Raw genomic sequence first — 22,434 nt, 5'->3', positions numbered from 1 at the left:
GCGGGCTCACACGTTGGCGACCAGTGGCGCTATCCTAGGCAGCCCTGCCAACAAGCAGTCTGGCAATGCCTTTGGAGACCCTTCAATGAGTGACACCCTGACCTGCGACGCCGTACTCGACGCCAGCGGGCTGAATTGCCCTTTGCCGCTGCTCAAGGCCAAGATGGAGCTCAACCGCCTGGCCAGCGGCGCGGTGCTCAAGGTGATCGCCACCGACACCGGCTCGCAGCGCGACTTCCGCACTTTCGCCACGTTGGCCGGTCATACCCTGCTGCAGGAAACGGCCGAGGCCGGCACCTACACCTACTGGCTGCGCAAGGCCTGAGTCTTTACCAAGGATCGTCAATGTTCAAAGTGCTTCGCGACTGGGTGCAGCGCTACTTCTCCGATGAAGAGGCAGTGGTGCTGGCAGTCTTGCTGTTCCTGGCGTTCACGGCCGTGCTAACCCTGGGTGGCATGCTCGCGCCGGTGCTGGCGGGCATGGTGCTGGCGTTCCTCATGCAAGGCCTGGTCAATGCCCTGGAGCGCTTGCGGGTGCCTACGCGGTTGGCAGTGATGCTGGTATTTGCCCTGTTCATGGGGGCGCTGGCGCTGTTCATGCTGGTGTTGGTGCCGCTGTTGTGGCACCAGCTGATCACCCTGTTCAACGAGCTACCGGGCATGCTCGGCAAGTGGCAGTCGTTGTTGCTGTTGTTGCCCGAGCGTTACCCACACCTGGTGTCGGACGAGCAGGTGCTGCATGCCATCGAATCGGTGCGCGGTGAGATCGGCAAGTTTGGCCAATGGGCGCTGACCTTCTCGCTGTCCAGCCTGCCATTGCTGGTCAATGCCATGATCTACCTGGTGCTGGTGCCGATCCTGGTGTTCTTCTTCCTCAAGGACCGCGAACTCATCGGCCGCTGGGTCAGTGGCTACCTGCCACGCCAGCGCACCCTGCTGAACCGGGTGGGTAGCGAGATGAACCGGCAGATCGCCAACTACATCCGTGGCAAGGGCATCGAGATTCTGATCTGCGGCATTGCCACCTACATCGCGTTCATCAGCCTGGGGCTCAACTATGCCGCGCTGCTGGCGTTGCTGGTGGGGCTGTCGGTGGTGGTGCCCTATGTGGGCGCGGTAGTGGTAACGGTGCCGGTCACGCTGATTGCACTGTTCCAGTGGGGCTGGGGCGATCAGTTCATCTACCTGATGACGGTGTACGCGATCATCCAGGCGCTGGATGGCAACGTGCTGGTGCCGCTGCTGTTTTCCGAGGCCGTGAGCCTGCACCCGGTGGCGATCATTTGCGCGGTGTTGTTGTTTGGCGGGCTGTGGGGGTTCTGGGGGATCTTCTTCGCCATCCCGCTGGCGACCCTGATCAAGGCTGTGCTGGATGCCTGGCCGCGGCAGGAGCCTATTGTGTCACCGATGCTGTAATTTTGGGGCTGCTTTGCAGCCCATCGCGACACAGGGCCGCTCCTACAGGCATACGCGATTTCCGATGATGCCGGCCCGGCCCCGCAGTACTGCCGGCCGCCCCCGCCCGGCGTAGGAGCGGCCTCGTGTCGCGAAAGGGGCGCAAAGCGCCCCCAACGATCTCAAGCCTTGTTCAGTGCCTGAGCTGCTGCCAACACGGCATCCACATGCCCGGGCACCTTCACCCCACGCCATTCCTGGCGCAGCACACCGTCCTTGTCGACCAGGAAGGTGCTGCGATCCACGCCCATGTACTCCTTGCCATACAGCTTCTTCAGCTTGATCACGTCGAACAGCTGGCACAGGGCCTCGTCCTTGTCGCTGATCAGCTCGAACGGGAAGCCTTGCTTGGCCTTGAAGTTCTCGTGCGACTTGAGGCCGTCACGCGACACGCCGAACACCACGGTGTTGGCCGCGGCAAAGGCTTCATGCTGGTCGCGGAAGCCCTGGCCTTCGGTGGTGCAGCCCGGGGTGCTGTCCTTCGGGTAGAAGTACAGCACCACCTGCCGGCCCTTGAGGTCGGCCAGGCTCACGGTTTGCCCGCCGGTGGCCTGGGCCTGGAAGTGCGCTACAGGTTGGTCGAGTGCTACAGCCATGATCGCTTCCTTACATTGGGTTCTGTGGGCGCCATGGCTCGATCAGCGCATCGAGATTCAGGGCGTCGGCAAAGTCCAGGAACTGGTCACGCAGCCAGCTGATTTGCGTGCCGGCCGGCAAAATGACGGTGAACTGGGCATTGAGCATGCTGCTGCCGGTCTGCGGCGCCAGGTAGGTATCGCACGTCATGGCTTCCAGCTCGACGCGGTGGTCGAGGAAGAACTGGCACAGCTCGTTGATGATGTCCGGGCGGTAGGCGGCGCTGACGTAGGCTACATAAGGCAGGGCCTGCGGGCGTACCTCCTGGTCGGCGCTGCGCACCACGTCCAGGGTCAGGCCGTGCTTCTTGCCCAGGCTTGGCAACATGGCTTCAAGGCGGGCCAGGGCGTCCCAGCTGCCGCCTACCTGCAGCACCAGGGCGCTGGTTTCGCCGTGGCGGCTCAGGCGCGAGGTAACCACCGCGCAGCGGTTTTCGAAGGCAGCGCGGCTGAGGACGTTGGCCAGTTCCATGGGGTTGGGCCCCAAGGCACTGATGACGAGGAATTGTTCGCGGACGGTGGGGGTGGACATGCAGCATTCCTAAAGCGATGAGCGGTCGGTACAGGACGGGAGAAAGCCTCCAGTCGGCAGGGCCCGGGGCTCGCATGCGAGGTCTTGGACGCTGGCCGGGAGCAAGGTCGACGGCCCGGCGGGCCGCGCTGCACCGATCAAAGCATCAAGGGTAGCGAAATAAGGCGCCGAGGGGAATGCTCCGCCCGCCTGCTTCGCTTGTGCAAGGCCGATGCCCCCAGTACCATTACCGCTCTCTTTTTCCGGCAGGAGCAGTTACATGATTGCGGGCAGTATGGTGGCATTGGTCACACCCATGGATGCACAAGGGCGTGTTGACTGGGGCAGCCTCGACAAACTTGTAGACTTCCACCTGGAAAACGGCACCCATGCGATCGTCGCTGTCGGCACCACCGGTGAGTCGGCCACGCTCGATGTCGAAGAGCACATCCTGGTCATCAAGCATGTGGTCGAGCGCGTCAAGCGCAGCAACAAGCCTATCCCGGTCATCGCCGGTACCGGTGCCAACTCCACTGCCGAAGCCGTGCACCTGACCCAGAACGCCAAGAATGCCGGCGCCGATGCCTGCCTGCTGGTGGTGCCGTACTACAACAAGCCAACGCAAGAAGGCCTGTACCAGCACTTCAAGCACATTGCCGAAGCCGTCGACATCCCGCAGATCCTCTACAACGTGCCGGGCCGCACCTCCTGCGACATGCAGGCCGAGACCGTGATCCGCCTGTCGACTGTGCCGAACATCATCGGTATCAAGGAAGCCACCGGCGACCTGGCCCGTGCCAAAGCGATCCTGGAAGGCGTTGCCAGCGACTTCATCGTCATGTCTGGCGATGACCCGACCGCTGTCGAGTTGATCCTGATGGGCGGCAAGGGCAACATCTCCGTCACCGCCAACGTCGCCCCGCGCGAAATGGCCGATATGTGCGAGGCCGCCCTTGCGGGCGATGCCGAGAAGGCCCGCGCTATCAACGAAAAACTCATGCCACTGCACAAAGAGCTGTTCTGCGAAGCCAACCCCATCCCGGTGAAGTGGGCGCTCGTTGAAATGGGCCTGATGAAAAAGGGTATTCGCCTGCCGCTGACCTGGCTCAGCGAAGGTTGCCACGACAAAGTCCGTACTGCCTTGCGCCAGTCCGGCGTACTGGTTTAAGAGGAAGTACACCGCATGAAGCGACTGGCTGGTCTTTCTGCCCTTGCCCTGATTATCTCCAGCACCAGTGGGTGTGGCTGGCTGTGGGGCGAGGATGGCTATTTCCGCGACCGCGGCAGCGACTACCTGCAGGCGCACCCTACCGCGCCCATGCAGCTGCCGCCGGACGCCAGCAACGTCAAGCGGCTCGACCCGCTGTTGCCAATTCCGCGTAACGTCGCCGATGACAACGTCACGGGCGAGTACGAAGTGCCGCGGCCGCAACCGTTGACCGGTGGCGCTGGCCAGGTCACCGACTACAGCCTGCAGCGCAGCGGCAGCAGCCGTTGGGTGCTGGCCCAGCACTCGCCGGCCGAGGTGTGGCCGGTGGCCCGCCAGTTCTTCGAGGACAACGGCTTCCGTATCGACGAAGAGCGCCCGCAGACCGGTGAATTCAACACCAGCTGGCAGCGCTTCGACGAGCTGTCGGCATCGCTCGGCCAGCGCCTGGCCAGCACTGCCAGCAGCGCTGACAGCGAAGTGCGCGTACGTGTGCGCATGGAGCCTGGCGTGCAACGCAACACCTCCGAGGTGTATGTGGTCAGCGTCGAGCGCCCGGCCGGCAGCACCGCCGAGCCTGCGTTCCCGTCCACCTCCGCCAATGCCGGCGCCGATGCCCTGCTGGTCGACGAAATGCTGGCCAGCATGAACCGCAGCGCCGAGAAGGGCGGTTCGGTGTCGCTGCTGGCTGAGCGTGATTTCGACGCGCCAAGCCGCGTCAGCCTGAGCGAGGACGGCAGCGGTAACCCGGTACTCTACCTGGGCTCCGACCTGGACCGCGCCTGGTCGGGTGTAGGCCGCGCCCTGGAGCAGGGTGGCCAGTGGCGTGTCGAGGACATCAACCGCAGCCTGGGCCTGTACTACATCAACCTGTCGGAAAAGCCTGAAGACAAGCAGAACCAGCCGGGCTTCTTCGGCCGCCTGTTCGGCAGCGAGCCCACCAAGGAAGAGCGTGAAGCCCGTGCCGAGCGCTACCAGGTCCGCCTGAGCAAGGTGGGTGAAAGCGTGCAGGTCACCGTCGAGAAAAACATCAACACCGTGGCGCCGCCCGATGTCGCCCGCCGTGTGCTGAGCGCCATTCAGGACCACCTGGGCTAAGTGCGCTTCGCGGTACTCGGAAGCGGCAGCCAAGGGAACGGCACGCTGATCGCCAGTGGTGACACGTTCATCCTGGTCGATTGCGGCTTTTCCCTGCGCGAAACCGAGCGGCGCCTGGCGCTGCTCGGGGTTTCGCCGGCGCAACTCAGTGCGGTGCTGGTCACCCACGAACATGCCGACCACGTGCATGGGGTCGGCTTGCTGTCACGGCGCTACAATGTACCGGTCTACCTCAGCCAAGGCACCTTGCGCGGCATGCGCAAGCCGGTGGAGGTGGCCGGTTTTCTCGCCTGTGGCCAAAGCCTGCATATCGGCAGCCTGCAAGTGAATGCAGCACGGGTGGAGCACGACGCCTACGAGCCCTTGCAATATGTGGTCAGTGACGGCAAGCGCCGTTTTGGCATGCTCACCGACCTGGGCTCGTACGACGCGCTGTTGCTGGAACGCTACCAAGGCCTGGATGCACTGCTGATCGAGGCCAACCACTGCCGCGACCTGCTGGCGCGCGGTCACTACCCGGCGTTCTTGAAGCGGCGGGTAGGGGGCATGCAAGGGCATTTGAACAATCACCAGGCCGCGCGCCTGGTGCACGAGTTGGGCTGGAACAACCTGCAGCACCTGGTGCTGGCCCACCTCAGCAGCAAGAACAACCTGCCACATCTGGCGCGCCAGTGCTTCGTCGACACCCTCGGGTGCGACCCGGACTGGCTCCAGGTGGCGAATCAGGAACACGGGCTCGACTGGCGCGAAATCGCCTAGCCCAACACCTCAAGCAAGCGGAGCCCAATCATGGAAAAACGCGACGAACTCTACCGCGGCAAGGCCAAATCGGTTTACAAGACCGATGACGCCGACCGCTTGATCCTGCTGTTCCGTAACGACACTTCGGCGTTCGACGGCAAGCGCATCGAACAGCTCGACCGTAAAGGCATGGTGAACAACAAGTTCAACGCCTTCATTATGCAAAAGCTGGAAGAAGCCGGTGTGCCGACCCAGTTCGACAAGCTGCTGGGCGACAACGAATGCCTGGTCAAGAAGCTGGACATGATCCCGGTCGAATGCGTAGTGCGTAACTACGCGGCCGGCAGCCTGGTCAAGCGCCTGGGCGTTGAAGAAGGCATCAAGCTGGAGCCGTCCACCTTCGAGCTGTTCCTGAAAAACGACGAGAAGGGCGACCCGTTCATCAACGAGTCCCACGTTGTCGCGTTCGGCTGGGGTACCGCCGAGCAGTTGGCAGAAATGAAAAAGCTGTCGTTGAAGGTCAACGAAGTGCTGAGCAAGCTGTTCGATGACGCCGGCCTGCTGCTGGTCGACTTCAAGCTGGAGTTCGGCGTATTCCACGGCCAGATCGTGCTGGGTGACGAGTTCAGCCCAGACGGTTGCCGCCTGTGGGACAAAGAAACCCGCAAGAAGATGGATAAGGACCGCTTCCGCCAGGGCCTGGGCGACGTGATCGAAGCCTACGAAGAAGTTGCCAAGCGCCTGGGCGTGCCGCTGTAAGCGGTGCGTTCACGCAAGCGCCTGATACCACGCGATTTTTTTTAAAAAAAGGTTTGCGTTTTAAAAGAACGCTGGTATGATGCGCGGCATTGGAGAGATGCCGGAGTGGTCGAACGGGACGGATTCGAAATCCGTTGTACTGGCAACAGTACCTAGGGTTCAAATCCCTATCTCTCCGCCATATTAAAGGCCCCGAGCGCTGTATAGCCCTCGGGGCTTTTTCGTTTGGGGGAATTTTGGGGGAATGGGGGAGCGTGTAATTCCCCCAAGCGTTCGCTATCATTCCGCCATGGCCTACTACGAAAAGCGCGGTGACGCCTGGCGCGCCCAGATCCGCCGCAAAGGATATCCAACCCTTTCCGCCACCTTTGACACCAAGGCAGAAGCCCAGCGATGGGCCGCCGAGATCGAGGGTGACATGTCGCGTGCTCGTTTCGTTGACATGCGCGAGGCCGAGAGCACCACGCTCGCCGAGGCCCTGGATCGATACCTGTCCGAGGTGACTTCTACCAAGAAGGGCGCCAAGCAGGAGCAGGTCCGCATCAAGAAGTGGAAGGAGCACAAGCTGGCCGGCAAGGGCCTGGCGGCTATCCGCTCTAGCGACATGGCCGCCTACCGCGATGCCGAGCTGAAGGAAGGGAAGTCGACGGCGACAGTGCGCCTCAATCTGGCGGTGATCAGCCATCTCTTTACGGTGGCCACCAAGGAATGGGGAATCGAAGGACTGACCAACCCATGCCGAGCTATCCGGATGCCCAAGGGTAGCAAGGAGAGAGATCGGCGCCCGACGCCGGCGGAGCTCACAGCGCTGTACAAGGCAGCCGGTCAGATGAATGCCCAGCTTCCGGTGTTTATTGAGCTGGCGGTGGAGACGGCAATGCGCCGGTCTGAGCTGTTATTGCTGCGCCGCGACCAAGTGCGCAGCAAGGTGGCATATCTCGAAGACACCAAGAACGGCGAGCGGCGCGCCGTGCCATTGTCCTCCCGGGCGATCGCCCTGCTGGATAGCCTGCCCACGCCGATCGGTGGCGGCCGATACTTTAGCCTTGCCCTCAACACAATCAGCAATTACTTTCCCCGAGCCTGCGAGGCTGCCGGGATTGAAGGGCTGCGCCTTCACGACCTACGCCATGAGGCGACCAGTCGTTTCTTCGAGCGCGGCCTCACCATGATGGAAGTCGCGAGTATCACGGGTCACAAGACCCTGGCGATGCTCAAGCGCTATACGCACCTGAGCCCCCAAGACCTCGCTGAGAAGCTGGGTTGAACATCAAACACTTCAAGGAAGACATATTATGGCGTTTACGGCTATTGAAGCTGCAAATTCCTGCATAACTCGCAGCAGGAATCTCCTCCTAGCGTCTAAAAAATCTGAAAATATTGATGTCCGTGACGACTTGGTCCGGTCGGCGCTGGTCATGGCTATTGGCGCAATGGACTCCTATATGCATTGGATGGTGTTCCAAGAAATCACCGCGGTATCCAAGAATGCGAAGCTCCCCAAGGCATTAGCTAAACTCGATATACCTTTTTCGGATGTCGCGGCACTTGCTGACGCTATGATTGAAGGGCGGCGAGCAGGAAAAGAAACCCGGCCTTGGAACGCATTAAAGAATACGGCTCAAAAACAGTTGCTATACAAAACATTCCAGTCTTTCGACCAAGTCCAGATGGCTATGTCTATGGCAGGAGTCGTGGACGGCTGGGCCAAAGCGGCTAAGGTTCTAAACGTTGGCGTTGCTGATATCAAGGAACGATTGAATCCGTTGGTGCACCGGAGAAATCAAATTGCGCACGAAGGCGATATTCTTCGATCTTCTCGCCCCAGACAACTTAAGTTCAACGACCTAAACCCTGACCAAGTATCTCTGGATGTAGACTGGATAGCATCAGTAATCGCGGCCATCGAATCGATTCGATAGACTCAAGCAACACGCAAAGATGGAGGGGCTTTCCGTTTCCGGCCAGGCTTCGGCTTTGCGTGTTCCCCATCCCGATACTCGCGCAGGAACTTGCGCACGTCCTCTTTCAGCCAGCAGTGCCGGTTGCCCATCTTGAAGCTCTTGGGCAACCACGGCACGCCTCGACGAATGCCCTCTCTGATCGACGCCTCGGTGCGACCCAGCAGCTTGGCCAGGCCTTCGACGGTCAGTACCTCGGTTTCTTCACTCATGCCTTCCTCCCGACCTGGTCCGTCAGGTTCTCATCTTCCGCCTGACCTTTTGCGTCAGCGCCTTTCAGTTCATGCACCACAGACTCGATTCCGGCTACGTAGCTACCTGGCCGGCCAGTTGCTGCCCCGATCAAGCGCTCGATTACTAGCTCGACAGGTGCAGCGCGAAGAGAGGCGACCATGTCGATAGCCCACTCGCGCCCCTGAAGGAACATGTACCGGTTGATCGGCCCTTTGATTACAAGGGGTTCGATGGCTGGCTTTGGCGATTCGGCGTTGATAGGTTCAATCCGGGCAGCCGCTCGCGACTGCACTGAGTTCCGTCGGCCAAGGGCTCTACGCAATGCCATTGTTGCAACGATGTTCACGACACCACCTCCGCCAGAGCCGTCAGCTCAGCCACCAGTGCCTCGGCTCGCCCGTAGAACTTACCGGTGTCCTCGTTCACGAACCGCTCGAGCACGGTGGCCACCGCCTGCTGGTTGGCCAAACCGCGCAGATCGGCGCTGGGCACGGTCACATCGGTAGATGGCTCATGCACGAAAGCCTCCTGACTGATCAGCAGGGTGCGCACCGGCCTGATTCCTTTGCACTTGCTCACCCAGTTCGTCTCGGGTGTACACCAGGGCAGCATGGCCATGTACCAGGCGGTGGCCGAGTTCGCCTTCTGGCTGCTGGTCCAGTAGTCGTGGGCGCAGACGAAGGCCTGGGCGGCTTCCTTGTTCTGGCCGAGGCCCTGCCGCCCCCAGTCGGGCAGTTGGAGCAGGTTGCAGCGCAGGACCTGCAGCTCCTCGATCGACGGGATGTGCCAGCCCCATGTACCACGGATGTTCATTCCCAGCACCTTGCGGGCGATCGCGCTGCCCTCGGCGGCCATGGCTTGGGTGTTGACCATTCCGTCGAAGCGCGATGTGGCGCCGCGGATGCGTGGGCGTGGGCCTTCCTCCTGCCACCAATGGGCAACCACTTCGAACTCCCGGCCTGCGTCGATGACTGCGTGCTCAGCACCATCGAAGAAGAGACGGCCGGCGAAGAAGCCGCCGCCCAGGGGCTGGCCGATGGCGGGGAGGGCGGCGGGGTTGATTGATCGGCGCTTGATCATTGGAAACCTCCTGAAACTATACTGGCGGCTCTGGGCTGGAGGATTATTGACAGGCGAGTATTTGGCTTATAAACCTTGAAAGGCATGAAGTTAATGCTCAGAACACTTCTAGGGATGGGGGAGTTATGAAGAATCGAGGTGCTAGGTTTTGGGAATGGGCAGACCATCAACTTCACCATCGTAGCCATGACGAGAAACTCAGCGATGGCACCACGATTGATGTTCAGAGCCGCCTCTCTCGTACCGGTGTGGCTCAACTCTTTATCGGTGTATATCGCGTTGACGGGCTGCTCCTTCTTGAGGAGTACTACCCGAGCAGGCCGGGCGAGACCATTAGCAAAGCGCTCACCTGGGGCACTGATCGGGCCCGCCTGTTCGCAACGGGCGGCAGTTTGGCTGTTGCCGACGACGGGGCCGTGTAGGAACCCAGGCCGTCCGTGTCCAAGTTGTGAGTCGAAGTGATCGGCCAGCACACGGCGCCCATCCAGGCCACAAGCGGCAGACAGGTCGAACACTTGGCCAAAGGTGGTTTGGCGCTGCTGCAGGGCATCCCACAGCAGCAGGAGCAGGTCGACTTGCTTCATGGCTGCTGCTCCTGCGTGTCCTGCACCACCTGCTGCTGCATTGCCTGCACGCGCAGTGCGGTGTCGATCTCCTGGTCCAGCTCTTCGCCGGATAGCCAGTTATCGCCACGCACCACCAGCAGGTCTTCATCGGGGTCTTCGATGCGCTCGCGGTCGCGGAGAAAGCGGTAACGGCGAGCATCGGCGGCCATGCGGACGTGGTTGTCGATAGAGAACTCTTCGCGGTCAAGCGCTGGGGTAACAAGGTCGCCCTGGCTGGCCCCGGTGATAACAGCCAAGCCGCGCCCGATTGAAACGTGGGCCCCGCGGAGAGCGAACGGCAGGACCTGCTCAAGGCTTCCACCCTCGGGCGCTTTCAAAACCAAGGTGATACGGTCAGGCGCTTGCATGTTGAACCCCCTTGGATTCTGCTGCCTGGGCCAGCGCATCGAGGAGAGCGTTGGCACGGGCGCGTCCATCCAGTTCGTTGCGAATCGCGGTGACGATCAGGGAGTTCATCGAGCGGTCGTCTGCATTGGCTGCCGCTGCAACCTGGTCACGCATGCCATCTGGCAGTCGCACGACGAACTTGTCCGCATCGCGGGAGCCGTATTCAAAGGCCATGGGCCACCTCCTTATTTACCTGCACGGCTTGTTCCTCAGCCAGCAGCTGGCGCCACTCCGATTCGGTGCGGTTGGCGTACAGCGGTTCGGACCGGTCGGGCTCAGGTTGATTTGCCGGCGCCGATTGCTGCAGACCGGCCTGGATGCGCTCGAAGATTTCCTCGCGGTGCACAGCTACGCCTTCCGGCGCTTCGATGCCCAGGCGCACCTGACTGCCCTTCACGCCCAGCACAACAACGGTGATGTTGTCGGAAATCTTGATGGATTCGCCTATGCGGCGAGTGAGGATCAACATGGTCAGAACTCCTTGTGGGGGAGGGCGGCGCTCGCCGCCCTTCCATTCACTGCGTCTTGCGCAGCTCGTTGCGAGGAACCCAGCCGCCTGGCGTCTTCACCATGCAGCCGACATAGGGCGCAAACTTGGTCTGTCGCTCGGTCTGGTAGCCGTACCACTGGCAGGAACCCCAGTTCACCGCCGCAGTGATTGCCAAGCCGGACAGGGCAAGCCCCGCCACGGCGCCCAAGCCGATGTGTTTGCGCTTCACGCCTCGATCCCGAAGTCGGACAGGCGCAGGCCCAGCTCACGGCCGATCTCCGTCAGCACCTTCAGTTCTTCCGGCTCGATCTCGCCATCAGCCTCAGTCACGGTGATCATGTTGACGAACACCTCCTCGGCGTCAGCGGGGTTGTTCTTGATGTCGCGGATCTCGCGCAGGATGTTCAGGCGACCCACGCGGAAGCCGGCCTGCAGCTGCTCGGTGAAGCGCCCCAAGGTGGCGGTGATCTCGGCGCCGAAGTGCTCGAGGTTTTTGTTGGAGCGGATGAGCTGATCGATCTTGTCGGTCTCCGACTTCTCAATCTCGCCGTCCGCCGCGGCCACCAAGATGCAGCCGCCGACAATGGCCTGCATCAGGTCACGGTTCTCGACCTTCTTGATCTCCGCTTTGGCGTTGCTGACTTTCTTACCGAACAATTTGCCGAACATGGGTGTTTCCTCTTGGGTTGGTGGAGCTTTTTCCAGGCAAGCCGGGGGCCTGCCGAGTAACTTGGCTTTCAATGAAAGTTATGGTGTCACTTTGCGGAAGTTATGCCTTGAACAGGCTGAATACTTCGCGCTTTCCTTTGCCGACCATCCCGGCAATTGCAGACACTTTCAGCTGTGCATCCGTGTGCCGCTTGATTTGATCAGCATCAAGCTCACCGAGGCGGGTGTTCTTCATCACCTTCTCGCACTTGTTGAACTCCCGGCGAACTCCCTGCATTGCATTGTCCACAGCGATGAAAGCTTGATCACTTGGCGGAACAATCCGGTATCCCTTCCCGCGCACGCTGACAATGTAAATCTGGTGCTGGGTCAGTAGCGCCTCTTTGAACTGCTCGACACGATCCAGAATGATGAACTGGCAGTTGACCATTTCCTTCGCACTGGTCGGCTTCGGCAGGTTGAGCGCCCACTCCAGCCAGGCGTGACTGATGAGCTGGCCGTCTTCGAACTTGTCAGCTTTGAACTGCTCGATCGCCTTTTCCAGGCTCCAAGTGTTCGGCTTGAGCGGCACGACAGCCATCACAGCACCTCCACGGTGAAGCGGCCGAACTTCGGGCGGTAGTCACCGACGCCGCAGTACTGGCCAGCGTCTTCCAGGCATTTCAGAACCTGGTCGCGGTCGATGGATTCCTGGTCGTAGGCGATCTCGCAGACCACGGCCCAGGAGCGGAAGAGGGGTCGATACCGCGTGATTCGGGCGGTGCCGACCTTGACCGAGCGGGCGTCGTAGAACTGCTCATCCCACAGCCCCTCAACGGTGCGCGGACCTTCGTAGATGATGGGGCAGCGGGTGTCCATGATCTCGACCGAGCGCTTGAGTTGGGTGCCCATCTTCGAAAGTTTGCCACCTGCGACAAGTGCAGACTCGATGTTGATGCCGGGCAAGTACGGTCCGATATCTTCCGAGAAGTACAGGCCACCGCGCCATTCGCTACGGGCGATAAGTTCGTGGTCTTCATCGGTTTTCTTGCGCTTAGAAGTCAGCTGCTTATGCGCTTTGGTAAGTTTGTTCAGCGGATCGGCGAACACGTCGGAGTGAACAAGAAGCGGACGGGTGCCAGTGAGTTTAACTTTCAGAGTTTGCATGGATATCTCCAATAGATAGCTGCGTGTGCCTTTTCGCCAAATGCGATGCACGGTGCTTTGCGTGTTGGAACTTCAAAACAACCTCAGGGGAAGTTGCTTTGAAGTTGTCACCAGTTACGCTGGTGACCCCGTGCGGATTACCGCCCGTGCCGCGCCACACCCGACCATGGCTCGCCATGCCTTGCCCGGCCTCGCCCCAGGTGCTTTCGCACCGCAATGACCACTCAACGAATGGCCATTACGCTGACCAGCAGCCCCTGCCGCACCAGACCGAACCATGCCGCACCCGGCCCAGCCCTGCCGAAACCAGCCATGCCTCATGATGCTTTTGCACCGCTCAACCGCCTCTGTGAAGCGGCTGAACGCTGAATCAGCCCGCGCCCAGCCAAGCCAAACCTGACCCCGCCTCGCCCAGCCGTAGCTGGCCTTGCCATATGATGTTTTCACACCGCACAACACACCCGCGGATGCGCTGTACGCTGAGAAATCAGCCCTTGCCCTGGCCCGCAATGCCTCGCCGCGCCTTGCCGTGCCGCCCATGCCGCGGCTCTTGGTGACTGGAGCCACCGGAAAACCCTCTCTTCGAAAGGGCAGACCGCTGTAAACAGCCCTTGCCTCGCCCGTCCCGGCCACGCCCGACCAGGCCATGCCTGACCTCACCTCAGCCCGCCATGCCTTGTGATGCTCTAGCACCGGACAACGCCCTCACCGAAGGCGCTCGCCGCTGCTACGCCAGCGCTACCTGCAGCTCGACCCGCCGCGCTGCCATCCTGGTTTCGATACGCTTTTCGCCGCCGCCTCGGCGCACCCGAAGCGCAACGTCATCACCGATCATCGAATGCAGAGTCAGCACCAAGGCCAAGGCCGTCGCGACAGGACTGATCAGCCCTTTCTGCATGGCCACTGCGACGAGCTGCGCCCGGCGGGTTACGCCCAGCTTCGTGGTTGCGCTCAGCACGCGCTTCTTGATCGAGTCAGGCTGAACGCCAAGATCGCGCGCCAGCTCTTTCGAGGTCTGACCTGCAGCAATACCCAGCACGCACTGGACTTCACGAGGGGAAAGCTCACGCCCCAGGAAGCCGGTCCAGCCATTGGCGGTTATGGTGGTTGCTGCGGTCATGGTGGTGCTCCGTGCTGTGTGTTGGTGTCAGTAAAATTAGCTGTGCTTTATTTTTATGTCAACAGCGCAGCTAATTTATTTTCTGATGGGTGCAAAAAACCCGCCGGATGGCGGGTTCGTGATGAGGTGATCTGCCTAGATCCTGCTGAGAATCTTGCTTGGTGCCAATATGTTCCCGACGTAGTGGATTTTGTCTATGTCTGACCAGTCTATGGTTCGGCGTTCGTATGCCGAGTTCACGGACATCACACTGACTCCATCCTCGCTTTCGAAGAGAAGCTCCTTGACCATGCTCTGCCCGTCGGAAGTGGTCACCATCACATACTCCCCTGGAACGAGCCGATGATTAGGCTCGCACACCGCGACCCACCCACTACGAATAGCTGGGGCCATTGAATCGCCCTTCAGTCGCAACGCATAGGCATCCTCATCCCTAGACCAAGTTTCTACCCATCCGTCTGAGTTATCCAAGCCAACCCAATAGCCATCATTCCCAAGCTGGGCGGTACCCACGATTTCGATCCTTCGAGGTGCGGTTGTGATTGGAGGGCCTGGCTCCACGTTGCCAGCTTGAATGGACGGGTAGGTGAGATGCTGAACACTCTGGGCGAGCCTGGGGCTAACATCTTCTGGCGCGAAATCCAAAGCTTTGGATAGCCGCATGAGAGCATCCAGATTCAGAGCAAGCTTACCAGTCATATATTGGTTAACAGTGCTCTGTGGGGATTTCCACTCACACCGCTCCCCGATCTCTGTCTGAGTAAGAGCGATCCCTCTGCTGCGGGCCTCTGATTTTCGCTTGTTGTAGATGTCCTTGAGCCTTGCGCTCTCGGCAATCTCTTCAGGCGTAAGTGGGCGTCTGTGTCTGGTTATCATGTGCGAACCCTATTAGCAGAGCTTATATCTTGCAACCAGCCTTGCTAATCAATGCTTGCGGCGAAAATAAAGCGTGGCTAATATTTGGATGAGTTCCTGATCGAGAAGTCATCATGAAAGAAATTAAGCTGGCTGACTTCCTTCGGTGCAAAGGCACCCAGCCGCAGCTCGCCAAGGCCGTTGGCGTTACCCAAAGCGCGATTTCGCAGATGGCTAAATCGTCTCGCGATATTCGTGTCCGCGTTTTCGAGGATGGACGCATTGAGGTCATTGAGTTCCGGATCCTCAACCGTTGTGCAGCTGCCGGCAATGAGGCTCCGCCGACCTTGACGCAAACGATACCCCCAACCTCCAATCTGCGCAGCTCCACTGGGGTGGCTGTTCACCCATCCAGTACCGCGCAGGCCTCCCCATGAAGGCCTCTCAATCCCTCTTTTTGCTGAGCGGTTGACCTTTTCGACCGCCCACAAAAAAGCCCAGCCTGAGCTGAGCTTCTTAGTCGCTACCAGTTCGCACCTGGTGGCTTTGGCATCACTTTGTCTTTCGAAGGGACAAATCAATGAAAGCAGAAAATACCACCACGCCATCATCGGCGCAACCCATCCTCACCGTCGAGACCGGCTTCTTGGATACGCCGATTGATAATCGGGGTGTGCACCTGCTCAACGTAGCGGCCGGCACGAACGCCGAGGACGCATTGCGGGCAGCTCGCACGCTGTCCTCGGGTTTGAGCCAGCTTTGCTCCCACCTGCACGACAGCTTGAACATGGGCGAGCTGTGCTACTGCGATGGCGCGGCGACTCTCGCGTTTCTGGGCGAGACCGTGAGCGCGCTGATCTGGTCGGTCGAGAAGAGCGTCGCCCGCGCAGCTGCCGGTGGGGGTGAGCAATGACTAATCAGCCCACAACAATCGCGCATCCTTTCGCTCCCAGTGGCGCCAGCGAAGTCTTTGAGGCGGTGGCGGGTGTTCCACTTCACGAGTCCTTGGATGCAGCCACTGATCGCTTGGAAGCGGTTCTTGCTGGTCTCCGCGACTTGATGACTGAACCGACCGTTTCCAACCAAGCCACCTTGATTTACTTCGCCGCCGACGCAGCGCTCGCCTTGGTGTACAGCGCCCATGCCGGTGTCGCTCCGGGGCAGGGAGGTGCTGCATGAGCGCTGACCAGCTTGAGACCATTGCCCAGGACGCTACCTTCCAGGTCCAGTGCGCCATGTGCCAGATCGACTGGCTGCGCAGCGTCCTGCACGTGCTTGAGGACCGCCTAAATACGTCCGGCGATAAGCACGGCGCCAATTTAGCGAATCTGGCTATTTACAACGCCGATGACTGGCATAACGCGCTGGATGATCAGCGGGAGACCTTGGAGAAGCGTATCGACGAAGCAAGCGCCGCGCCACAAAACCCTGCTGTTGCAAAACGTGGCGCGGGAGGTGCGGCATGAACCTGCCTTCTACTGCGTTCACCACCATGGACACCACCGAACTGCTGGCGCTGGTCAACGAGGCCCGTGCTGCGTTTGGCGAAGGATCGGTTCGTCACAACGACTTCGTTGCTCGCTGCAAGGATGAGCTTGATGGGGAGCACTACGAAAGTTTCGTAGTGCAAAATTTGAACAACACTCAGTCCGAAGGGCTTCGCCTCACAGCTGACCAATGCAAGTTGGTCGCCATGCGTGAGTCGAAGGGTGTTCGTCGCCGCGTGCTTGCCCGCCTGAATGAGCTGGAAGGGCAGCAGACGCGCCCAATGACCCAGGCCGAGCTGATTGCCGCTAGCGCGAACCAATTGGTAGCCATCGAGCGGCAGCAAGCCGCCCACCAGGTGGCGCTTGAGCGGGTCGAGGACCGCACCACCAGGCTGGAGCAGGTCCGCTACCTCGATTCGGTGCCCAGCGGCTTCGAGACCATCACCACGATTCGCGACCGAATAAACCGCCGCCACGGCCTGCCCGCCTGGGTTGTGAATGCGGTGATGCGCGAGGTGAGCTGTGCGCCGCTGCCGTACGCCTTCGTCCGCAGCCGCCACGCTGACGAAGGAGGGCAGCCGTTCGCCATCTGGCCCAAGCCGGCGATCACCCAGCGCTTTGACCGGTTCGTGGCCGAGTGCACCTACGAAACCGCCGAGCGCGCCACCCATCCAGAGATCCCACAGGGGCGGTTCAAGATCCGCGCGAGGCAGCAGTCATGAGGAAGCCCACCAAGAAGCAGCTCATTCAGCAGGTCGCAGAAAGGGCGGCTGAATACTACCTAGCGCAGGCTATGGCTCGACGCATGAAGATGCGGCTTAACCGCGAGTACGGTGCGTTCTTCATGGCCAGGGGTGAGCCCGATCCCAATAGTCGTCGTATCGACCCATCGAACCCGATGTACGAGGCAGTGATTGCCTACACGGCAGGCACCTACGATCTGTACCAGAAGGCGCTGCGGGCCAAACACAACGCCAAGCGAGCAATGGAGTCAGCCATCAGGGCGATGATCGGCCCCGCCGTCGATCTCGAGCCACCGCTTGCCCCTTCGCCATTGCCACCGATGCCGCTGAGGCGCACCACCGCAACCGGGGAGACCCTGCAATGAACCAGTCTACCCCCCCCCAGGCGCTCCAGCAGCGCTCTGGCGCGTCAATCATCACCGGCCCATGGCCTACCTACAGCCAGTTCAAGGGCTTTCCAGAGCGAGAGCGGTGGGCGCTGTACGAACTGGCCAAGGCTGGGCGCCAGGCCATGGAAGACAACGGCTTCGAGATGGCCGAGAGCTACGAAGCCTTCGTGCGCCGTGTCACAGAGGAGCTTGAGCTGTGAGTATCCAATCCATGACCTGGGCGCTTGAGCAACGCGTGGTCACCGACCCCACTTGCCGCCATGTGCTTCTGTGCCTGGCCAACTACGCCGACAAGAACGGGCGCGGGGCGTTTCCCTCTGCGTCAAGCCTGTCTGACGACACCGGGCTTTCCGAGCGGACCATCCGTTACAAGCTCGACGCCTTAGAAGCCGCTGGAGTTATCCGGCGTGGGAACCAGGCGATTGCCGCTGCCTACATTGACCGCTATGACCGGCGGCCGGTGGTCTACGACATGGTCGAAAATCGGGGTGCACCAGCTGCACCCCGCGATGACGAGGATGCTGAACGGGGTGCAAATGAAGACGCTACGGGGTGCAGCTCACAACAGAACGGGGTGCAAATGAAGACAGAACGGGGTGCACCAGCTGCACCCAATCCGTCATCTATCCGTCAGTTATCCGTCAATAACCCAAAGAAGCGGGCAGGCAAGCCTGCGGGGGAGAAGTCAGCCAAGTTTGATCCTCTGAGCGCGAAGCCTGTGAACGTGTCGGCTGAGACCTGGGCCGACTGGTGCCAGCACCGCAAAGAGATCCGCAAGCCGCTGACCGCAACGAGCTGCAAACAGCAGGCCGAGGATCTGGCCAACCACCCAAACCCCGATGCTGTGATCAAGTTGTCGATCGGCAAGGGGTGGACAGGGCTCTTCCCTGACAGCGCTCTCCCTGCTCGGGCTGGAGAGCAGACCAATGCAAGCGCAGTGCTGCAAGTGCCTGCCCACCACCAGGAGATGTACCCTGATGACTTCATCTAAATTCAGGCCAGCCCCTTTCGAGCAAGCCACCGGCGTTGCTCAATGCGAAGTGCCTGGTCATGGTCAATACGAAGCAAAACAGGTCGAGCAGTTTGATGGCGGGTGGAAGGCAACTGATTGCCCTCGCTGCCGCTGGGAGGCTCTGAACCTCCAATGCGATGCCAGCGTGCGTGACGCTGCGTACGCCGAGAGGGAAGCCGAAGAGCTCAACCGTGACCTGTTCGCCACCGGCATCACGCCGCGCTTCCGGGGCTGCACGTTCGACACCTTCATCACCAACGCCGACTCCGCCAAGGTTCGCGCCCAGTCTATTTGCCGGCGCTACGCCGAGGAGTTTGAAGACCACTACCGGGCTGGGCGCGCACTGATGCTGCTGGGCGAGGTTGGGAACGGTAAAACCCACCTGGCGTGCGCCATCCTTCAGCACGTCGTGCGGGAATACGCAGCCAAGGGCCTGATTGTCACTGCCGAGGCGATCATGCAGGCCGTGACGGACAGCTTCCGCAGCAACGCCGGGCCTTCGAAGTCCGACCTGCTGGCTGAACTGGCTGCAGTCGACCTGCTGGTGATCGATGAGGTCGGCATGCACACGCCGCGTCCAGGCAAGGATTTCATGCCCAGTCTGCTGCATGAGGTGATCGACCGACGTTATCAGCTTGTTCGACCGACGATCCTGATCAGCAACCAGGACCGCGAGCAACTGCCGGCCTTCATTGGGCCGCGGGCCATGGACCGCCTGCGCGAGAACGGCGGCCTACTGGCTCCCTTCACATGGTCGTCAGCGCGTGTTGGAGGGGTTGCATGATCAACCAAGATTATGTGGCTTGCACAAAGGATGTGTCACGGTTGCACAGCCCTGAGTCGGAGCACGCCCTGATCGGCGCCATGATCCACCAGCCAGCGCTCATTGACGACGTGAAGCTTGAGGTCGGGGATTTCTACCAGGCCGACTGCGCGGAGCTGTTTGAGTTGCTGCTGGCGCTCAAAGCGAAGGGGCGGCAGATCGACGTGGTAACCCTGTCAGATGCCAGGCCGACCTTGGCAGACGGCCGTGGCACGCTGGCAGTGGCTGCTCACATCGCTCACAACACGCCGAGCGCAGCAAACTTCGCAGAGTACGCCCGGATCGTGAAGCAGCGGTCTGTGGCCCGCCGGGTGATCGCTGCTGCGCACATCATGTCGGAGCGTCTGAAAGATGGCGACTCGCTGGACGAAGTGCTGGCGCAGGGGCAGCAGGCCTGGATCGCCCTTGAGGCGGAAGGTTTGGATTCCCGCAAGCGGTACCGCTTCGTGGGCGAGATCCTGCCCGAGGCAATCGACGGGATTGACCGCCGGTTCTACCGCGAGGTGGTGCTGGGCTTCGATACCGGGCTGCCATCGCTCGACAAGTTCATTCCCGGCATCTGCGCCGGGCACATGGTCGTCATCGCTGGCGCCCCGGGTAGCGGCAAGACCACCCTGGGCCTGGGTATCGCAGAGCGGGTGGCGTTGGTGGCCAAGTCCACGTCGCTGGTGTTCAGCCTTGAGATGACGGATGTGGAGCTGACAAACCGGTCGCTGGCCTCAGTGGGTAGCGTGCAGTTGAAGCACATCACCGAAGGACATTCGATGGCCGACAGCGACTGGCCAGGCCTGACGGCGGCTGTGAGCAAGCTCGATGGCGCTCCGCTGATCTTCTGTGATGACGCCTCCCTGACGATGCGCGATATCCGTCAGATCTGCCGCACGGTCAAGCGCGAGCATGGCCTGGGCTCCGTCACGCTGGACTACATCGGCCTGGTCAACGGCGAGAGTAAGTCGGCCAGTCGATATGAGCAGGTCACCGACATCAGCAAGTCGATCAAGCGGCTGGCCAAGGAACTGGGAGTGCCCGTGATGGTGCTGGCGCAGTTGAACCGCGGCCCAAACAACCGGGCGAACAAGCGCCCCACGAAGAGCGATCTGCGTGACTCTGGCCAGATCGAGGCCGACGCCGACGTGGTGGTGCTGGTCCACCGAGACAGCGATTCCGAGGAGGGGCAGTCGGGCGTCACTGAACTGATCGTGGACAAGAATCGTCATGGTGAAACCGGCATCTGCCGGGTGCAGCACCAGGGTGCTTATCACCGGTTCGTCGAGCTAGTCGGGTACCAGCCAAGCAACGAAGAAGTCGAAATGGGCAGGACATTTGCCGGCCGCCACCGCACCAAAGGAGCTCAGTATGAAACTTTTTGACCTGTGGCCAGGCCACAAACCACCCGCTCGCACTCCGACCCGGCCCGTCGTATCGGTCACCGTGACCAAGCGCGCTGGTGCCGGGCAGCCTGTTGCCACTGGCAATACCCCGAAACCCGAAGGCGTGCATCAGCGTTTGGTCGGCCCACGTGAGTTGCCCGACACTCTGGAGGCCTGCGAGACCCTGCATGAGCAGCTGGTGGCTGACGCTATCCGCCTGGAGCTGTCGCTGGCGCAGGCCGTCGAGCGGGCCATCCAGGGCACGCCATACGACCGAGCCTGGTACAACCGGGCGAAGGCAGCGCTCAAGCACATCAACCATGACCGTACCCGTGCCCTGTACCGCTGTGGACAGTTGCGTAAGGAGGCCAAGCCGCAAGCCCAGCAGAACATGGACCGGGTCATCCTCGATGTGATCAAGGAGTCGCTGCCCGCCGACCAGTTCTTGGGCTATGTGCGAATTGCCGAGGCCCGTGTGGCCCAAGGAGTCGCTCGATGAGCAACGTAACTGCGGCGCTGCCGCGCAAAAGCCTGACCGCCGTTGAGCGCAAGTTCCTCTCAGTCGGAAACCGCATGCTGCTGGACCTACCCAACGGCCGCCTGGCCTCGGCAGCCTTGATGGATATCGTGACTGACTGGCACGCTGCCCGAGCCAACAAGGGGTTCGAAGAGTTCGCGAAGGACTGGATCATCGAGGGCAACGCCAAGAACAAACACGCCCACAAGCTCCTGTGCGAGCTGTTCGGCCTGGATACCGACCCAACGCCCCGGAGGGCTGCATGAAGAAACGAACCTACGCGGACAAGGCGCTGGGCGATACCGAGTACATGCTCGAGCAGTGGGGCTGGTGGCGAATGTGTGAGATGGGAGTGCCACGTTACGTGTCGCCTCTCTATGCGCTCATGCGCGACAACGTACCCAGCGAGGGCGGTGCTCGGCAGCATGTCATCACAGACGACCTGGCCCTGATCATCGACGGAGCGGTGGCCAGGCTGACGAAGCGCAACCAGCAAATGGGTGACTTCGTCTGGGCCTACTACGGCTCAAAGCACCCAGCCATGCGAGTCGGAAGGGAAGCAGGCATGTCCGAGCGCAAGGCCCGGGAGATCATCAAGGCCGGCGTTGCATGGATCGACTGCGCCCTCGAAGAAATTCGAGAAGCTGCGTAAAAAGATCTATGCGGGCGGATAAACACCTGTTTTCATAGCAGCGTGTCCAGCTTGCAACGTTACGCGACACAGACAAACCCCGGCCATCGTGTCGGGGTTTTGTGTTTTTGAGGGGCTTCGATTCAGGTAGCCCTCCAGAAAAAGCATTTTTCTTGTATGAGGGAACGATTTGATAGCGCTATGATTCTGATAGGTTGCTACTCAATAATATGGAAGACCGTGAGTATGAAAAACGTTCTCGCCGTTGTGGCGCTTTCCCTTTTCGCTGCGTCCGCCGGAGCGGCTGAGCTATCCGGAGCGCTTGGCGCGACAGGCCAAGGTGGTCTTACAGCGCGCGTCGGCATTGGCTTTAACTGGGACAAAAGCTGGTTTGAATCCAGTACTGGCCGTCTCACCGGTTATTGGGATGCTGGCTACACCTACTGGGAAGCAGGCGATGCTTCAGGTGGGGCTCACTCGCTGTCCTT

The 22,434-nt window shown here is 60.7% G+C and carries 36 protein-coding genes, 1 tRNA gene and 1 pseudogene; 23 read left to right on the top strand and 15 right to left on the bottom strand.

What is annotated here, in order from left to right; genetic code table 11:
• Positions 1-85: 85 nt before the first annotated feature.
• Together GYA94_RS08340 and GYA94_RS08335 are read left to right on the top strand one after the other, a co-directional pair.
• Positions 86-325 carry a sulfurtransferase TusA family protein gene (locus GYA94_RS08340; RefSeq protein ID WP_009682015.1) on the top strand — a complete coding sequence of 80 codons (240 nt, stop codon included), beginning with the start codon at positions 86-88 and terminating at the stop codon, positions 323-325.
• A 20-nt stretch (positions 326-345) separates the two neighbouring features.
• A complete protein-coding gene (locus tag GYA94_RS08335) occupies positions 346-1,416 on the top strand; it encodes an AI-2E family transporter (protein WP_029887111.1) in 1,071 nt (356 codons plus the stop codon).
• 161 nt (positions 1,417-1,577) lie between these two features.
• On the opposite strand, the gene GYA94_RS08330 is transcribed toward GYA94_RS08335, so the two are convergent.
• Positions 1,578-2,051: a peroxiredoxin gene (locus tag GYA94_RS08330; RefSeq protein WP_009682013.1), complete on the bottom strand. Its 474-nt coding sequence runs from the start codon at positions 2,049-2,051 to the stop codon at positions 1,578-1,580.
• A gap of 10 nt (positions 2,052-2,061) precedes the next feature.
• Positions 2,062-2,622: a glycine cleavage system transcriptional repressor gene (locus GYA94_RS08325; RefSeq protein WP_009682012.1), complete on the bottom strand. Its 561-nt coding sequence runs from the start codon at positions 2,620-2,622 to the stop codon at positions 2,062-2,064.
• 259 nt (positions 2,623-2,881) lie between these two features.
• Between GYA94_RS08325 and dapA the strand changes: the two genes are divergently transcribed.
• The 7 genes from dapA to GYA94_RS08290 all read left to right on the top strand — a co-directional run bounded on the left by dapA (position 2,882) and on the right by GYA94_RS08290 (position 8,328).
• Positions 2,882-3,769 carry a 4-hydroxy-tetrahydrodipicolinate synthase gene (gene dapA, locus GYA94_RS08320; protein ID WP_009682011.1) on the top strand — a complete coding sequence of 296 codons (888 nt, stop codon included), beginning with the start codon at positions 2,882-2,884 and terminating at the stop codon, positions 3,767-3,769.
• A gap of 15 nt (positions 3,770-3,784) precedes the next feature.
• Positions 3,785-4,906, top strand: coding sequence for an NlpB/DapX family lipoprotein (gene bamC, locus GYA94_RS08315; protein ID WP_009682010.1), 1,122 nt, complete (start codon positions 3,785-3,787; stop codon positions 4,904-4,906).
• The gene (locus GYA94_RS08310; RefSeq protein WP_009682009.1) at positions 4,907-5,665 is read left to right on the top strand and encodes an MBL fold metallo-hydrolase; all 759 of its coding nucleotides are present in this window, start codon (positions 4,907-4,909) and stop codon (positions 5,663-5,665) included.
• Between the two features lie 30 nt (positions 5,666-5,695).
• Positions 5,696-6,406: a phosphoribosylaminoimidazolesuccinocarboxamide synthase gene (purC, locus tag GYA94_RS08305; RefSeq protein WP_004375217.1), complete on the top strand. Its 711-nt coding sequence runs from the start codon at positions 5,696-5,698 to the stop codon at positions 6,404-6,406.
• A gap of 91 nt (positions 6,407-6,497) precedes the next feature.
• Positions 6,498-6,587, top strand: a tRNA-Ser gene (locus GYA94_RS08300).
• A 108-nt stretch (positions 6,588-6,695) separates the two neighbouring features.
• On the top strand, positions 6,696-7,673 hold the full coding sequence (locus tag GYA94_RS08295; protein ID WP_161892117.1) for a site-specific integrase: 978 nt from the start codon (positions 6,696-6,698) through the stop codon (positions 7,671-7,673).
• 28 nt (positions 7,674-7,701) lie between these two features.
• The gene (locus tag GYA94_RS08290; RefSeq protein WP_064314537.1) at positions 7,702-8,328 is read left to right on the top strand and encodes a HEPN domain-containing protein; all 627 of its coding nucleotides are present in this window, start codon (positions 7,702-7,704) and stop codon (positions 8,326-8,328) included.
• Positions 8,329-8,330: 2 nt separating this feature from the next.
• On the opposite strand, the gene GYA94_RS08285 is transcribed toward GYA94_RS08290, so the two are convergent.
• Genes GYA94_RS08285 through GYA94_RS08275 form a run of 3 tightly spaced genes read right to left on the bottom strand, consistent with a single transcriptional unit; the run spans position 8,331 to position 9,681 of the window.
• The gene (locus GYA94_RS08285) at positions 8,331-8,579 is read right to left on the bottom strand and encodes a helix-turn-helix transcriptional regulator (protein WP_064314536.1); all 249 of its coding nucleotides are present in this window, start codon (positions 8,577-8,579) and stop codon (positions 8,331-8,333) included.
• Complete coding sequence (locus GYA94_RS08280) at positions 8,576-8,947, bottom strand: hypothetical protein (RefSeq protein WP_236184559.1); 372 nt, start codon at positions 8,945-8,947, stop codon at positions 8,576-8,578. The genes GYA94_RS08285 and GYA94_RS08280 overlap by 4 nt, the downstream gene beginning before the upstream one ends.
• Complete coding sequence (locus tag GYA94_RS08275) at positions 8,944-9,681, bottom strand: hypothetical protein (RefSeq protein WP_161892116.1); 738 nt, start codon at positions 9,679-9,681, stop codon at positions 8,944-8,946. Before GYA94_RS08275 ends, GYA94_RS08280 begins: the two co-directional genes overlap by 4 nt.
• Before the next feature lie 125 nt (positions 9,682-9,806).
• Between GYA94_RS08275 and GYA94_RS28140 the strand changes: the two genes are divergently transcribed.
• The gene (locus tag GYA94_RS28140) at positions 9,807-10,103 is read left to right on the top strand and encodes a hypothetical protein (RefSeq protein WP_082438039.1); all 297 of its coding nucleotides are present in this window, start codon (positions 9,807-9,809) and stop codon (positions 10,101-10,103) included.
• A gap of 158 nt (positions 10,104-10,261) precedes the next feature.
• On the opposite strand, the gene GYA94_RS08270 is transcribed toward GYA94_RS28140, so the two are convergent.
• The 10 genes and pseudogenes from GYA94_RS08270 to GYA94_RS28640 all read right to left on the bottom strand — a co-directional run bounded on the left by GYA94_RS08270 (position 10,262) and on the right by GYA94_RS28640 (position 15,585).
• Positions 10,262-10,543, bottom strand: coding sequence for a hypothetical protein (locus GYA94_RS08270; RefSeq protein WP_236184558.1), 282 nt, complete (start codon positions 10,541-10,543; stop codon positions 10,262-10,264).
• Between the two features lie 97 nt (positions 10,544-10,640).
• Positions 10,641-10,868: a YlcI/YnfO family protein gene (locus GYA94_RS08265; RefSeq protein ID WP_125855583.1), complete on the bottom strand. Its 228-nt coding sequence runs from the start codon at positions 10,866-10,868 to the stop codon at positions 10,641-10,643.
• A 97-nt stretch (positions 10,869-10,965) separates the two neighbouring features.
• A pseudogene (csrA, locus tag GYA94_RS28135) lies at positions 10,966-11,163 on the bottom strand (carbon storage regulator CsrA); the annotation flags it as partial.
• A gap of 46 nt (positions 11,164-11,209) precedes the next feature.
• A complete protein-coding gene (locus GYA94_RS08255; RefSeq protein ID WP_161892114.1) occupies positions 11,210-11,413 on the bottom strand; it encodes a hypothetical protein in 204 nt (67 codons plus the stop codon).
• A complete protein-coding gene (locus tag GYA94_RS08250; protein WP_161892113.1) occupies positions 11,410-11,853 on the bottom strand; it encodes a tellurite resistance TerB family protein in 444 nt (147 codons plus the stop codon). The genes GYA94_RS08255 and GYA94_RS08250 overlap by 4 nt, the downstream gene beginning before the upstream one ends.
• Before the next feature lie 100 nt (positions 11,854-11,953).
• Positions 11,954-12,433, bottom strand: a complete 480-nt coding sequence (locus tag GYA94_RS08245; RefSeq protein WP_104925775.1) for a hypothetical protein — start codon at positions 12,431-12,433, stop codon at positions 11,954-11,956.
• Complete coding sequence (locus GYA94_RS08240) at positions 12,433-12,999, bottom strand: hypothetical protein (protein WP_161892112.1); 567 nt, start codon at positions 12,997-12,999, stop codon at positions 12,433-12,435. The genes GYA94_RS08245 and GYA94_RS08240 overlap by 1 nt, the downstream gene beginning before the upstream one ends.
• Positions 13,000-13,726: 727 nt before the next feature.
• Positions 13,727-14,119 (bottom strand): response regulator transcription factor, encoded by a 393-nt coding sequence (locus GYA94_RS08235; protein ID WP_161892111.1) that lies wholly within the window; start codon positions 14,117-14,119, stop codon positions 13,727-13,729.
• 135 nt (positions 14,120-14,254) lie between these two features.
• Positions 14,255-14,782 (bottom strand): S24 family peptidase, encoded by a 528-nt coding sequence (locus tag GYA94_RS08230; protein ID WP_223809608.1) that lies wholly within the window; start codon positions 14,780-14,782, stop codon positions 14,255-14,257.
• Positions 14,783-15,072: 290 nt separating this feature from the next.
• Positions 15,073-15,585 carry a hypothetical protein gene (locus tag GYA94_RS28640; RefSeq protein WP_428842590.1) on the bottom strand — a complete coding sequence of 171 codons (513 nt, stop codon included), beginning with the start codon at positions 15,583-15,585 and terminating at the stop codon, positions 15,073-15,075.
• Between GYA94_RS28640 and GYA94_RS08220 the strand changes: the two genes are divergently transcribed.
• From GYA94_RS08220 to GYA94_RS27895, 13 genes are all read left to right on the top strand, one after another.
• On the top strand, positions 15,555-15,887 hold the full coding sequence (locus GYA94_RS08220; protein ID WP_161892110.1) for a hypothetical protein: 333 nt from the start codon (positions 15,555-15,557) through the stop codon (positions 15,885-15,887). The genes GYA94_RS28640 and GYA94_RS08220 overlap by 31 nt on opposite strands.
• The gene (locus tag GYA94_RS08215; RefSeq protein WP_161892109.1) at positions 15,884-16,153 is read left to right on the top strand and encodes a hypothetical protein; all 270 of its coding nucleotides are present in this window, start codon (positions 15,884-15,886) and stop codon (positions 16,151-16,153) included. Before GYA94_RS08220 ends, GYA94_RS08215 begins: the two co-directional genes overlap by 4 nt.
• Positions 16,150-16,440, top strand: a complete 291-nt coding sequence (locus tag GYA94_RS08210; protein WP_161892108.1) for a hypothetical protein — start codon at positions 16,150-16,152, stop codon at positions 16,438-16,440. Before GYA94_RS08215 ends, GYA94_RS08210 begins: the two co-directional genes overlap by 4 nt.
• Positions 16,437-17,183 carry a phage antirepressor gene (locus GYA94_RS08205; RefSeq protein WP_161892107.1) on the top strand — a complete coding sequence of 249 codons (747 nt, stop codon included), beginning with the start codon at positions 16,437-16,439 and terminating at the stop codon, positions 17,181-17,183. The genes GYA94_RS08210 and GYA94_RS08205 overlap by 4 nt, the downstream gene beginning before the upstream one ends.
• Entirely contained in the window at positions 17,180-17,569 is a 390-nt protein-coding gene (locus GYA94_RS08200) for a hypothetical protein (RefSeq protein ID WP_161892106.1), read from the top strand. The genes GYA94_RS08205 and GYA94_RS08200 overlap by 4 nt, the downstream gene beginning before the upstream one ends.
• Positions 17,566-17,793, top strand: a complete 228-nt coding sequence (locus GYA94_RS08195) for a hypothetical protein (protein WP_161892105.1) — start codon at positions 17,566-17,568, stop codon at positions 17,791-17,793. The genes GYA94_RS08200 and GYA94_RS08195 overlap by 4 nt, the downstream gene beginning before the upstream one ends.
• Entirely contained in the window at positions 17,790-18,584 is a 795-nt protein-coding gene (locus GYA94_RS08190) for a helix-turn-helix domain-containing protein (protein WP_161892104.1), read from the top strand. Before GYA94_RS08195 ends, GYA94_RS08190 begins: the two co-directional genes overlap by 4 nt.
• 166 nt (positions 18,585-18,750) lie before the next feature.
• Positions 18,751-19,389: an ATP-binding protein gene (locus GYA94_RS08185; RefSeq protein ID WP_016489228.1), complete on the top strand. Its 639-nt coding sequence runs from the start codon at positions 18,751-18,753 to the stop codon at positions 19,387-19,389.
• The gene (locus tag GYA94_RS08180; protein ID WP_110678116.1) at positions 19,386-20,798 is read left to right on the top strand and encodes a replicative DNA helicase; all 1,413 of its coding nucleotides are present in this window, start codon (positions 19,386-19,388) and stop codon (positions 20,796-20,798) included. The genes GYA94_RS08185 and GYA94_RS08180 overlap by 4 nt, the downstream gene beginning before the upstream one ends.
• A complete protein-coding gene (locus tag GYA94_RS08175; RefSeq protein WP_161892103.1) occupies positions 20,785-21,297 on the top strand; it encodes a hypothetical protein in 513 nt (170 codons plus the stop codon). The genes GYA94_RS08180 and GYA94_RS08175 overlap by 14 nt, the downstream gene beginning before the upstream one ends.
• Positions 21,294-21,581 (top strand): hypothetical protein, encoded by a 288-nt coding sequence (locus GYA94_RS08170; protein WP_110678119.1) that lies wholly within the window; start codon positions 21,294-21,296, stop codon positions 21,579-21,581. The genes GYA94_RS08175 and GYA94_RS08170 overlap by 4 nt, the downstream gene beginning before the upstream one ends.
• Positions 21,578-21,967 carry an antiterminator Q family protein gene (locus tag GYA94_RS08165; RefSeq protein ID WP_161892102.1) on the top strand — a complete coding sequence of 130 codons (390 nt, stop codon included), beginning with the start codon at positions 21,578-21,580 and terminating at the stop codon, positions 21,965-21,967. Before GYA94_RS08170 ends, GYA94_RS08165 begins: the two co-directional genes overlap by 4 nt.
• A gap of 225 nt (positions 21,968-22,192) precedes the next feature.
• A partial coding sequence (locus tag GYA94_RS27895) for an acyloxyacyl hydrolase (protein ID WP_369008866.1) occupies positions 22,193-22,434 on the top strand: 242 nt, incomplete at its 3' end.

Source organism: Pseudomonas juntendi (assembly GCF_009932375.1).
Taxonomy (GTDB): Bacteria; Pseudomonadota; Gammaproteobacteria; order Pseudomonadales; family Pseudomonadaceae; genus Aquipseudomonas; species Aquipseudomonas juntendi.
The sequence above is the reverse complement of the archived record's forward strand: the minus strand, read 5'-3'. Positions and strand labels throughout refer to the sequence as shown.

What these genes read in the sequence shown, in the direction of transcription:
- GYA94_RS08325 (WP_009682012.1), bottom strand. Translation starts at nt 2,622, where the DNA reads ATGTCCACCCCCACCGTCCGCGAACAATTCCTCGTCATCAGTGCCTTG.
- GYA94_RS08240 (WP_161892112.1), bottom strand. Translation starts at nt 12,999, where the DNA reads ATGCAAACTCTGAAAGTTAAACTCACTGGCACCCGTCCGCTTCTTGTT.
- GYA94_RS08220 (WP_161892110.1), top strand. Translation starts at nt 15,555, where the DNA reads ATGAAAGCAGAAAATACCACCACGCCATCATCGGCGCAACCCATCCTC.
- GYA94_RS28640 (WP_428842590.1), bottom strand. Translation starts at nt 15,585, where the DNA reads ATGATGGCGTGGTGGTATTTTCTGCTTTCATTGATTTGTCCCTTCGAA.
- GYA94_RS08250 (WP_161892113.1), bottom strand. Translation starts at nt 11,853, where the DNA reads ATGTTCGGCAAATTGTTCGGTAAGAAAGTCAGCAACGCCAAAGCGGAG.
- GYA94_RS08335 (WP_029887111.1), top strand. Translation starts at nt 346, where the DNA reads ATGTTCAAAGTGCTTCGCGACTGGGTGCAGCGCTACTTCTCCGATGAA.
- GYA94_RS08165 (WP_161892102.1), top strand. Translation starts at nt 21,578, where the DNA reads ATGAAGAAACGAACCTACGCGGACAAGGCGCTGGGCGATACCGAGTAC.
- bamC (WP_009682010.1), top strand. Translation starts at nt 3,785, where the DNA reads ATGAAGCGACTGGCTGGTCTTTCTGCCCTTGCCCTGATTATCTCCAGC.
- GYA94_RS08180 (WP_110678116.1), top strand. Translation starts at nt 19,386, where the DNA reads ATGATCAACCAAGATTATGTGGCTTGCACAAAGGATGTGTCACGGTTG.
- GYA94_RS08215 (WP_161892109.1), top strand. Translation starts at nt 15,884, where the DNA reads ATGACTAATCAGCCCACAACAATCGCGCATCCTTTCGCTCCCAGTGGC.
- GYA94_RS08230 (WP_223809608.1), bottom strand. Translation starts at nt 14,782, where the DNA reads ATGCGGCTATCCAAAGCTTTGGATTTCGCGCCAGAAGATGTTAGCCCC.
- GYA94_RS08290 (WP_064314537.1), top strand. Translation starts at nt 7,702, where the DNA reads ATGGCGTTTACGGCTATTGAAGCTGCAAATTCCTGCATAACTCGCAGC.
- GYA94_RS08200 (WP_161892106.1), top strand. Translation starts at nt 17,180, where the DNA reads ATGAGGAAGCCCACCAAGAAGCAGCTCATTCAGCAGGTCGCAGAAAGG.
- GYA94_RS08330 (WP_009682013.1), bottom strand. Translation starts at nt 2,051, where the DNA reads ATGGCTGTAGCACTCGACCAACCTGTAGCGCACTTCCAGGCCCAGGCC.
- dapA (WP_009682011.1), top strand. Translation starts at nt 2,882, where the DNA reads ATGATTGCGGGCAGTATGGTGGCATTGGTCACACCCATGGATGCACAA.
- GYA94_RS08245 (WP_104925775.1), bottom strand. Translation starts at nt 12,433, where the DNA reads ATGGCTGTCGTGCCGCTCAAGCCGAACACTTGGAGCCTGGAAAAGGCG.
- GYA94_RS08265 (WP_125855583.1), bottom strand. Translation starts at nt 10,868, where the DNA reads ATGGCCTTTGAATACGGCTCCCGCGATGCGGACAAGTTCGTCGTGCGA.
- purC (WP_004375217.1), top strand. Translation starts at nt 5,696, where the DNA reads ATGGAAAAACGCGACGAACTCTACCGCGGCAAGGCCAAATCGGTTTAC.
- GYA94_RS08275 (WP_161892116.1), bottom strand. Translation starts at nt 9,681, where the DNA reads ATGATCAAGCGCCGATCAATCAACCCCGCCGCCCTCCCCGCCATCGGC.
- GYA94_RS08235 (WP_161892111.1), bottom strand. Translation starts at nt 14,119, where the DNA reads ATGACCGCAGCAACCACCATAACCGCCAATGGCTGGACCGGCTTCCTG.
- GYA94_RS08195 (WP_161892105.1), top strand. Translation starts at nt 17,566, where the DNA reads ATGAACCAGTCTACCCCCCCCCAGGCGCTCCAGCAGCGCTCTGGCGCG.
- GYA94_RS28140 (WP_082438039.1), top strand. Translation starts at nt 9,807, where the DNA reads ATGAAGAATCGAGGTGCTAGGTTTTGGGAATGGGCAGACCATCAACTT.
- GYA94_RS08205 (WP_161892107.1), top strand. Translation starts at nt 16,437, where the DNA reads ATGAACCTGCCTTCTACTGCGTTCACCACCATGGACACCACCGAACTG.
- GYA94_RS08295 (WP_161892117.1), top strand. Translation starts at nt 6,696, where the DNA reads ATGGCCTACTACGAAAAGCGCGGTGACGCCTGGCGCGCCCAGATCCGC.
- GYA94_RS08170 (WP_110678119.1), top strand. Translation starts at nt 21,294, where the DNA reads ATGAGCAACGTAACTGCGGCGCTGCCGCGCAAAAGCCTGACCGCCGTT.
- GYA94_RS08285 (WP_064314536.1), bottom strand. Translation starts at nt 8,579, where the DNA reads ATGAGTGAAGAAACCGAGGTACTGACCGTCGAAGGCCTGGCCAAGCTG.
- GYA94_RS08175 (WP_161892103.1), top strand. Translation starts at nt 20,785, where the DNA reads ATGAAACTTTTTGACCTGTGGCCAGGCCACAAACCACCCGCTCGCACT.
- GYA94_RS08340 (WP_009682015.1), top strand. Translation starts at nt 86, where the DNA reads ATGAGTGACACCCTGACCTGCGACGCCGTACTCGACGCCAGCGGGCTG.
- GYA94_RS08210 (WP_161892108.1), top strand. Translation starts at nt 16,150, where the DNA reads ATGAGCGCTGACCAGCTTGAGACCATTGCCCAGGACGCTACCTTCCAG.